The sequence below is a fragment of the Veillonella sp. AS16 genome (assembly GCF_000517785.1).
In the GTDB taxonomy this organism is placed as follows: Bacteria; Bacillota; Negativicutes; order Veillonellales; family Veillonellaceae; genus Veillonella; species Veillonella denticariosi.
Genome location: NZ_AZYX01000010.1, coordinates 1 through 11,460, shown reverse-complemented (window position 1 = coordinate 11,460; position 11,460 = coordinate 1). Strand labels below are relative to the sequence as shown.

Annotated in this window: 2 protein-coding genes; both read left to right on the top strand. The window is 42.4% G+C overall.

The genetic code is table 11. From position 1 onward, the window contains the following. The first annotated feature begins 9 nt into the window (after positions 1-9). The gene (locus HMPREF1521_RS04175) at positions 10-6,513 is read left to right on the top strand and encodes a YadA-like family protein (RefSeq protein ID WP_369759696.1); all 6,504 of its coding nucleotides are present in this window, start codon (positions 10-12) and stop codon (positions 6,511-6,513) included. Positions 6,514-7,032: 519 nt separating this feature from the next. Continuing rightward, the coding region (locus HMPREF1521_RS04170) for an ESPR-type extended signal peptide-containing protein (RefSeq protein WP_038116216.1) at positions 7,033-11,460 on the top strand (4,428 nt) is incomplete at its 3' end.

The following is an 11,460-nucleotide window of genomic DNA, read 5'->3' as shown; positions in this document are numbered from 1 at the left end:
GGTGCCCATATCATGGGTAATAACTCCACTGTATCCGCAAAGGGCAGCATGGCGTTAGGTAACTGGGCATATGCGACGGCTATGGATTCTTTTGTTATGGGGAATAATGCCCGTGTGGATCAGGCTAATTCCGTAGCGTTAGGTACTAACTCAACGACTGAAACTGTAGTAAGTACGCCGAATGCAACTGTTAACGGTGTCAATAAGACATTTGCCGGCGGTACGGCTCAAGGTACCGTAAGTATCGGTGCTAATAATGTAGCAGGTGTGGCAGGTATTAAGAAATATTATCGTACAATCACTAATTTAGCTGCCGGTCGTATCGATGCTAATAGTACAGATGCTATTAATGGTAGTCAGTTACATGCTGTAAAAGAAGAAGTTGAAAGAGGGCTTAATTTCGATGCTAATACAGGCGGCGCGAAAAATAATAAATTAGGCTCTAAAGTTACTATTAAAGGCGACGGTAACAATATCAATACGGAAATTACACAAGCTAATGGTGATACCACTATTAATATGACTTTGGGGAATACCATGAAAATAGGTACAGCAAATCCTGTAACTATTGACGGTACTACAGGCCATGTAACAGGACTTCAAAATAAAGACTGGAGTGTAGATAATCCAGTGGCTGTACCTGGGCGTGCCGCTACAGAAGATCAGTTGAAAACGGTTAATGATAAAGCTAATACTAATAAATCCTCTATCGATAAGAATACAACGAATATCACTAAAAATGCAGGCGATATTGCTCAGAATAAACAGAATATTGCAAATAATGCACAAAATATCACTAAAAATACAGGTGATATCGCTAAAAACAAGCAAGACATCTCCACTATTAATACAAAAATTAATAAAGGCTTGAATTTTGCTGGCGATACAGGTGCTGTAAGTAACAGACAATTAGGTGATACCGTAACTGTGAAAGGCGGTGCTACAGGCACATTGTCCGACGGTAATATCGGTGTTGAATCTGACGGCAACGGTACATTGAATCTAAAATTGGCGAAAACGTTAACCGGTCTAGAAAGCGTTACTGCCGGCGGTACAACAATCGACAACGACGGCTTGACTGTAGGCGGTAAGACCTATGTAACGCCGAACGGCATCGATGCGAACAATCAAAAGATTACCAACGTGGCGGACGGCAGCAATCCTAATGATGCAGTCAACTACGGTCAGTTACAAAAAGCTATCAACGGTACTGCGAAGGCATCCACTGTGAAAGCGAAGGATGCGAATGTAACCGTAACGGAAGGTACAAATGCGGCAGGCGGTAAGGAATATACTGTCGGTCTCGGTAATAAAATTAACGTAGGTACAACGAACCCTGTAACCGTAGATGGTGATACAGGTCATGTGACAGGCCTCACGAATACGGATTGGAATGTGGATAATCCTGTAGCTGTATCCGGTCGCGGTGCTACTGAAGATCAGTTGAAAGCGGTAAATACTAAAGTTAACACTAATAAGACTGCTATCGATAACAATAAACAAGATATCAATACTATCAATACAACTCTTGATAAAGGCTTGAACTTTGATGGTGACTCTGGTGAAGTTATCAATAAAAAATTAGGTGAAAAACTATCTGTTAAAGGCAGCGCTACAGGCACATTATCTGACGGTAATATCGGTGTTGAATCCGATGGCAATGGCACATTGAATGTAAAATTAGCTAAAACATTGACGGGATTAGACAGTGTTACAGCTGGTAATACTAAGATTGATAACGGCGGTTTGACCGTAGGTGGCAAGAATTATGTATCTTCAACAGGTCTCAATGCGAACGACCAAAAGATTACCAATGTTGCTGATGGTACTGTAGGCGCAGGCAGTAAGGACGCTGTAAACGGCGGTCAATTACACGATGCTAAAAACGAATTAAATACTAATATCACTGATGCTAAAAATGAACTTATCAACAAGGGCCTTCGTTTTAACGCTGATAATAACGATGAAAAAACGAACAAACTTGGTTCTAAAGTAACAGTAAATGGTGATGGTAATATCACTACTGAAATTACGCAAACCGGCGATGATACTACAATCGGCGTTAAATTGAACAAAAACCTTAATGTTCAAACATTGACGGCTACAGATACCGTGAAAGCCGGCGGTGTAACGATGGGGAAACACGCTGATTCTAAGAACTATGTAACCGGTCTTGATAATCAGGATTGGGATGTAAATACATCTAATCCTGTAAATGGTCGCGCCGCTACAGAAGATCAGTTGAAAAAGATCAGTGATGTAATTAAAAATCAAGGTGCTGCTTCTACGGACTATCGTTTAGTTGCAAATTCGACAGCTGCAGACGGCGCCTATACAGTTGATTCTAACGGCGATGTTGACTTAACTGTAGAGGATAAAAACCATGCAGGTCAAAAAGAAACTGTTAAGATTAAGGATGTTGCCTCTAAATCCGGCCTTGATAAATTGAATGATCGTGCGGTTAAGTATGATTTGGATCCTGCGGGTAACCCTGATAAATCCAAGGTAACTTACGAAGGCCCTACATACAATAACAAACAAGGCGGCACGCATGTGTCGAATGTGGCGTATGCGACAGGTAATGACGGCAGCGAAGCGGTTAATGTGGATTACTTGAAAGATAAAATCAAGGACAGTGAAGACACATTAACTAATAAAGGCTTGAAATTCGATGCTAACAACGGCGGCGAGAAAACAAATAAATTGGGCTCCAAAGTGACCGTTAAAGGTGATAATTCCAACATTATTACGGAAATCTCTCAAGACGGTAACGGCGACAGCACAATTGATGTGAAACTCGGTAAAGACCTTAAAGCCGAAACAATTACCGCTACCGGTGCAAACGGCAAAGACGGTAAAATCGGTATTAACGGTAAAGACGGCGTAACGACTAACATTTCCATCACTCGTGACGGTCAACCCGGTGTAGACGGTGCTCCTGGTACGACGACAACTCGTATTGCGTACCAAAAACCTGACGGCACGAACGAAGAAGTGGCAACCTTGAATGACGGCCTTAAATTTAAAGGTGACATGGGTGTTACCTCCAATGTTAAGCTCAACAAACAAGTGAACATAACGGGCGGTGTGACAAATGCGGCTGATTTGGCAACCGGAAATAATATCGGTGTTACATCTGCGGCGGTCGACGCTGACGGCAATGCAAAATTACAATTGCAATTGGCTAAGAATTTAACAGGTTTGCAATCCGTAACGGCATCCGATACTGTGAAAGCCGGCACTGTGACCATGGGTAAACAGGCTGATGGTGCGAACCCTGGTAATAACGGTAATTATGTAACAGGCCTCGATAATAAGGATTGGGATATCGATAATCCTGCAATCGCATCCGGCCGTGCTGCTACGGAAGACCAGTTGAAAACAGTTAGCGATGAAGTTAAGAAACAGGGTGCTAATGCTACGGACTTCCGTTTGGTGAAAAATGCTAGTGAAGCCGATGGTGCTTACAAGGTTGATGACAACGGCAACATCGATTTGACCGTGGAAGACAAAAATCATCCGGGTACAAAAGAAACAGTCAAGATTAAGGACGTTGCTTCTAAATCCGGCCTTGATAAATTGACAGACCGTGCTGTTAAGTATGATTTGGATCCTGCGGGTAATCCGGATAAATCCAAGGTAACTTACGAAGGCCCTGCCTATAATAATAAACAAAGCGGCACACATGTGACGAACTTGGCGTATGCGACAGGCAATGACGGCAGCGAAGCTGTTAATGTGGACTACTTGAATGATAAAATCAAGGATAATGCGGACGCGTTGACTAATAAAGGCCTTAAATTCAATGCAAATGTAGGGGGCGAACAAATTAATAAGCTTGGCTCTACTGTTACTGTTCAAGGTGAAGGTAAAGCTGCCGATGGTGACTATAGCGGTGAAAATATTAAAACTTTCATTAAACAGGATGCGGCGACAGGTAACACGACTATCGACGTGAAGATGAATAAAAACCTTAAAGCTGAATCCGTGAAGGTCGGTAAAGACGGCAAAGATGCAGTATCTATCTCCGGTAAGAACGGCGTAGGTCATATCGGCTTGACAGGCCCTGCAGGTACGAATGGCATTGACGGTACAAACGGTATTGATATGTCCGTGAAGAACGGCTATGATGATGCGGCTAAAGGCGTAAAAGGTGCAAACGGCGTAGACGGTGCTAACGGTATTACGCGCATTGTTTACCAGGACAAAAACGGCGAACACCAAGTGGCGACCATGGACGATGGTATGATGTATGGCGGCGATACAGGCAATGTAATTAAAAAGAAACTTAACAACCAAGTAAATGTTAAGGGTGGTATCACCGATGAAAGCAAATTAGCTACCGAAGACAACATCGGTGTTGTTTCTGACGGTTCCGATACATTGAAATTGCGCTTGGCGAAAGAATTGAGAGGCTTGACGTCTGCTACTTTCACAAATGGCGGCAATAATACTGTTATCAATGGTGATGGTATGACAATCAATCGTGCGGGTGGCAATGCAGTGAGTCTTACAAAAGACGGCTTAAATAACGGCGGTAACAAGATTACGAATGTAGCTGACGGCACAGATCCTAACGATGCAGTTAATAAATCTCAATTGGATAAAGCTGCAGCGGACGCAACTACGACAGTATCTGGCAGTGATAATATTACTGTTACACCTAGTAACAATAAAACTGGCCCTAAGAACTATGAAGTAAGTCTTAAAGATACAATAACATTAGGCAAAGATGCTACGAAGAAAGTTGCAATCGACGGTACTACAGGTACAATCAAAGCTGGTGATCAAGTTACAATCGACGGCAACAAAGGCACCATCAAAGCGGGTGATAAAGTTGAAATCGATGGTGATAAGGGGACAATCAAGGCCGGCAATGTTGCAATCGACGGTGCAAACGGTACGATTAAGGCCGGTGATAAGGTAACTATCGACGGTAAAGATGGCAAGATTGCGGCAGGTAAGGTATCTGTTGACGGTAAGGACGGTCATGTGACGGGTCTGGAAAACAAAGATTGGGATCCTGACAACATCACAAGCGGTCGTGCTGCTACAGAAGACCAATTGCAAAAATCTCACAAATCCTTAGATAATAAGATTACTAACCTAGGTGATGAAATCACGAAAAAAGGTATGAATTTCGCCGGCAATACAGGTGAATTCCATCGTGATTTAGGTCAAAAGGTTACCATTAAAGGTGAAGGACAAGGGGCCGATAGCGATTATTCCGGTGAAAATATCAAAACTGTAGCCGATCAAGATGGTAATATCAACATCAAGATGGCTAAGAACCTCAAGGCTGACAGTATCACTACCAAGACGGTCACTACCGATACGGTCAATGCTGACAAGGTGAAAGTCGGCAAAAACGGTCAAGACGGCGTATCCATTACAGGCCCTAATGGCGCTGACGGTACGGATGGCAAGGTAGGTATCACAGGTAAGGACGGTAAAGATGCTGTATCCATGTCCGGAAAGGACGGAGTCGGTCATATCGGCTTAACCGGTCAAGACGGCCGCAATGCGGATATCACTGTCGATAAAGGTGCCCCTGATCTCAACGGTAACGAAATCACGCGTATTAAATACCAGGATGAAAACGGTAAGACCCATCAGGTGGCAACCAAAGATGACGGTATGAAATACGGCGGTGATAGCGGTAATGTAATCAACAAAAAGCTTAATGAACAGGTGAACGTAGTCGGCGGCATTACAGATACTAATAAGTTGACATCCGAAGATAACTTGGGCGTCGTATCCGACGGTACGGGCAACCTCAAGGTTCGTATGGCGAAAGACTTGAAGGGCCTTGAAACTGTAACGACTAAGGATGATGCAGGTAACGCTACCGTTGTGAACGGTGGCGGTGTAACGATTACACCTGCCGGCGGTAACAACGTAAGTCTTACTAAGGACGGCTTAAATAACGGCGGTAATACGATTACTAATGTCGGACCTGGTGTAAATGGTACTGATGCGGTTAATGTAAATCAATTGAAAGGTGCTACGGACGGCCTCACTAATGCGATTAATTCCGTAGCGGGCGAAACACAACGTGTAGGCGCTCATGCGGCGGCACTTTCAGCGCTGAAACCTATTCAATATGATCCGTTGGAACCGACTCAAGTGATGGCCGGTATCGGCAACTATCGCGGTGAAACGGCGGCGGCTCTGGGCGTTGCCCATTACACGGCGGAAGATACGATGTTCCATGTAGGCATGTCTGTGGGCGCTCATCATAACATGGTAAATGCCGGTGTAACTCACAAATTCGGTAACTCCGATGCGAAGAAAGCGATTCCTGAACGTTACAAGGGCGGTCCGATCAGCTCCATGTACGTAATGCAGGATGAAATGACTGCTTTGAAAGCTGAAAATGCTCGTATGAAAGCACATGACGAACAATTGACGGCCGATTATGCGGCATTGAAAGAAGACAATCTTCGTCTACAGAAAGATAATGAAGAAACGAAGCGTCAATTAGCTCTAATTATGAGCCGATTGGGCATGTAATTCATCGTTATTTCATCTAGAATTCATGTGGTAAAAATGAGTATATGTACCATAAAATACCCATGAAAATAAGATGATTTTAACTTAATATGGTACCTAAAATGAAAGAACGGGAGTCCTCTCTAAAAGGACTTTCGTTCTTTCTTTGTATTTGACTTCACAAATTTTTCATAATAGTGTATAATACAACACATATATTTTTTAATCGAAAATTATGAATGTGATTAATTTACTATAAAATCATTAGTATTAAGTGTTATGTGTTGTTTGGCCTTGTAACAACAAGGTTCCTATGATTGGAAATATGTTTCCCGATGGTTTGTAAATTCATAAATGTAAAATGAAGTTAAATTTATGAAAATGAATGAGTATATCATGAGAAATATATTTACATTCATAAACTAATCTGATATTTTATATGTATAGTAATTAAATTTTTGATGAAAAATTTATTATTTAGTGTTTTGGTGTAAGTTTTAGAATCCCTTATAAAACTGTGTGAAAGGTAGGTACTACTAAATGAATCGTATTTATAGGGTAATTTGGAGTCAGGTACGTGGCGCCTATGTCGTTGTATCTGAAATCGCAAAGAGTCATTCTCGTGGCTCTAAAAGCTTTGTTAGCAATTCCGCTAAAGCATCCGTAAGAGTTGGCTTGGCGGCTATGGTGTTGACCTGCGGTAGCGGGTTAATTTCGGGTGTTGATGCGGCACCAAATTGGATAGACGGGGTTTCTACCGATTCATCGAAAAATCCGACATATAAAAATGAGGTGTCGCGAACATATATAGATGGACCTGGTAATGTGGCTGTAGGTCAACAGAATATTGTTGCCAGTCAATATGGAAGTTCCGGTGCTTTTGGTAATCAGAACTATGTCAATGGGAAACATTCCGATGCATTCGGGGAAGGTAATGATGTATATGGAACGTTGACATCCATTGATCAATCGGGGAGAAGAGCGGCTACTACCGCAGATGGTGGCGGACGTGCTATGGCGTTTGGGGATAATAATGCTGTATATGGAGCTCAAGTAAGCGGATATGGTAGCCATAATAGAGTTGGGGAATTTAGGAAACATCCTTTTCATAAAGAGACTGATGTGGAGGATAAAATCCCGGTAAAACCGGCTGACTTTTCCAGTGCCTTTGGTACCCAAAATATCATCACCGCTGATCATGGTTTGGCTGCCGGATTTAAAAATACTGTTTCCGGTAGATATTCCAATGCGTTAGGACAGGAATCTAATGCGTCAGGTGACAATTCACTAGCTATTGGCCGAAAGGCTAATGCTAATGCGAATGATAGTATCGCTATGGGAAATGAGGCTCGAGTAGAGACGGGGAAAAATCGTAATAATGAGCCTTTTGTGAAAGGCATAGCTATCGGTAGCTCTGCTATGTCACAAGGTTTACAAGGTGTAGCCATCGGTAGTAGTGCGGCTCATTATCGCGATAATGCGGTAGCTATTGGTAATAATGCACAGGCTCGTGCCTTAGAAGGCATTGCTATCGGTAATAATGCTGAATCTGGTATTAAAGATGATCCTCAATATAAAGTAAATAACTCCGTTGCCGTAGGTAACTCTGCACGTGCTCATGGCGGTTCCGGTGTGGCATTGGGTAATGATACTTATGCATTGGGCGGTTCCTCTGTAGCTGCAGGTAATGCGGCATGGGCATTAGGTGAACGTTCTACAGCTATCGGTAACAATGCACATTCTGAAGGTTACGGCTCTATTGCTATGGGTCGTGAAGCTAGCGCGTTAAGTACTCAGGATGGGGACAAGAAAAATGTTGTAGCTATCGGTGATGATGCACAAGCAACCGGTTCTCGTTCCATTGCATTGGGCGTAAGCGCTCAAGCCGGTACATTAGAACGTGTACGTGATAGCCGCGTTTATAAAGATAACGATCAATTAATCACTCAACTTAAAGCAAAAAAAGAAGTAACTGATGCTGTAGCAATCGGTAGTGAAGCAAGTGTACAGGCCAATGAAGGTTTAGCACTCGGCAGCAAAGCAAAAGTAAATGACGTACGTGGCGTTGCATTAGGCGCTAAATCTGAAACAGCTGCTCCTGTAAGCACAGCTAGTGAAACAATTAACGGCTTGAAATACAACTATGCAGGTGGTACTGCTGATTCCACAGTTAGCGTAGGTAATGATTCTACAAAACGTACGATCACAAACGTTGCTGCCGGCCGTGTGAATGCAACATCTACAGATGCTATTAACGGTAGCCAGTTATATGGCGTTGCTAATGCAGTAGGTAATATAGCTAACAGTACTAAGAACATCTTGGGCGGTAATGCTCAAGTTGACCAGAACGGTAAAATCACCATGAACAATATCGGTGATACCGGTAAAAACACTGTTCATGAAGCAATCCAATCCGTAAACCAAGGTTGGGAACTTCAAGTTAATGGCCAAAAGGTTAAAGACGTAAAAGCTCCTAATCGTACGGTGAACTTTAATGCCGGTAAAAATATTAAATTAGAAGGCGCCGGAGACAATGTTACGGTTGCAACTGTTGATGACGCAAACTTCAACTCCGTTACAACCGGCAAAGTTTCTATGAGCAAAACCGGCATCAATGCCGGTGGTAATCAAATCACCAATGTAAAATCCGGTGGCGATATCGATTCTAATGGTGCTAATATCGGCGATATTTCTCGTATTGCGGCTAGATATGATAAATATTTGCAACGCGGTACAGCCAGTTATGAAGCGAATGGTAACGGTAAGATTAACATGACCGGTACAAACGGTTTGACGGCTGAAGTAACAGGTTTGAAAAATACCTATGTTACATCCGGTGCTGTATCCAACGACGGTAAGAAATTGACATTGACACGCAATGATAATCAGACATTCGATGTTGATATTTCTAAAATTTCTAACGGTCTTTCCAAAACCGACTATCGTTTAATTGCAAACCCTGCACCTGGCAGCAACGGCGAATATAAAGTGGCTGCTGACGGTAGTATGACATTGACTGTTGCGGATGCTGACGGTTCCAACCCTACACAAGTTAAGTTGACGAACCTCGCTTCCAAAGAGCAACAAGATATTAACACCACCAATATCACAAATAACACTAATAAAATCGCTAAAGGCTTGAGCTTCCAAGGCGATGACAATGTTAAAATCAATAAACAACTTGGCGATACATTGGGTGTTACAGGCGGTGCAAATGCCGGTGCTTTAACAGACAACAATATCGGCGTTGTAGCTAAAGACGGTAACCTTAATGTTAAGTTGGCAAAAGACCTAACCGGCTTGAACAGCGTAACTGCTGGTTCTGTTCGCATGGGTAAACATAACGACGGTAAAAACTATGTAACAGGTTTGGACAACAAAGAATGGAATGTTCAGAACCCTACAATCACATCCGGTCGTGCTGCCACTGAAGATCAGTTGAAAAAAGTGTCTGATGAAATCAAGACTACTAATGCGGCTAAAACAGATTACCGTTTGATCAACAATACAAAATCTGCGGACGGTTCCTACTCCGTAGAAAACAACAAAGTTGATTTACAGGTTAAAGATGAAGCTCATCCTAACAATCCTGCTAATACGGTAACAATCAACAATATCGCATCCAAAACTGACTTGGATAAATTGGCGGACCGCGTTGTTAAATATGATCTTAACGGTGCAACTGTTAATAAAAACAAGGTTACGTTGGAAGGTCAAGGCGGCACAACAATTACTAATTTGAAAGCCGGCGAAGTTTCCTCCACTTCCACAGATGCTGTAAACGGCAGTCAATTGCATGAAGTAAAAACAGAAGCAGGCAAACATTCGAAAGTAACTGTTTCCGATGATAACCTTAAATTGACAACAACCCCTGCTACAAGCACTGAAGGTGCTAAGTATGATCTTCGTTTGAACGACAAGGTGACATTGGGCAGCGCTAACAATCAAGTAGTTCTTGATGGTACTAAAGGCAGAGTAACAGCCGGTGGCGTTGTAATGGGCGCTCAAACTGTTCAAAATACGAAACATGCAAGCGAAACCGGTAATTATGTAACCAATTTGGGCAATAAAAGCTGGGATTCCACATCTATCGTATCCGGTCGTGCAGCGACTGAAGATCAGTTGAAAAAAGTTAGCGAACAAATTACTCAACAAGGTAGCAGTGCAACTGATTATCGTCTTGTAAGAAACTCCGGTGGTGACGGTTCCTACAAGGTAAACGACAATGGTGAAGTAACCTTGACTGTAGAGGATAAAAACCATGCCGATAAAAAAGAACAGGTAACGATTAATAACATCGCTTCCAAAAAATCCGTAGATGAATTGACAGATCGCGCTGTTAAATATGACATCAAAAACGGTGTTGTAGATAAAACCAAGGTAACATTGGAAGGTGCTGACGGCACTATAATTACAAATGTAAAAGACGGTGCTGTAACAGCTACATCCAAAGATGCTATCAACGGCAGCCAATTGTTCAAAACTAAAGAAGAATTGATCAATAAAGGCATGAAATTCGGTGGTGACTCCGGTAACGTAATCAATAAAAAACTTGGTGAACAAGTAAACGTTAAAGGTGGCATTACGGATCCATCCAAATTGACTGCAGAGGACAACATCGGTGTTGTATCCGACGGTTCCAACGATTTGAAAGCTCGCTTGGCGAAAGACCTTAAAGGTTTGGACAGCGTAACTACAGGTCAAACAGTTATCAACAACAACGGTTTGACAGTGGGTGGTAAAACATTTGTTACAAATAACGGTTTTGATGCTAACAATACACAAATCAAAAACGTGAAAGCCGGTACAGATGACAGCGATGCAGTTAACCTTAAACAGTTGAAAGAAGTATCCAACAGTGCCTCCGCAGCAAATACGAAGGTAGCTGAAGGTAAAAACATTAAAGTTGATGAAAGCATCGACAATGTAACTAAAGCTAAAACGTATACTGTAGGTTTGAAAGATACT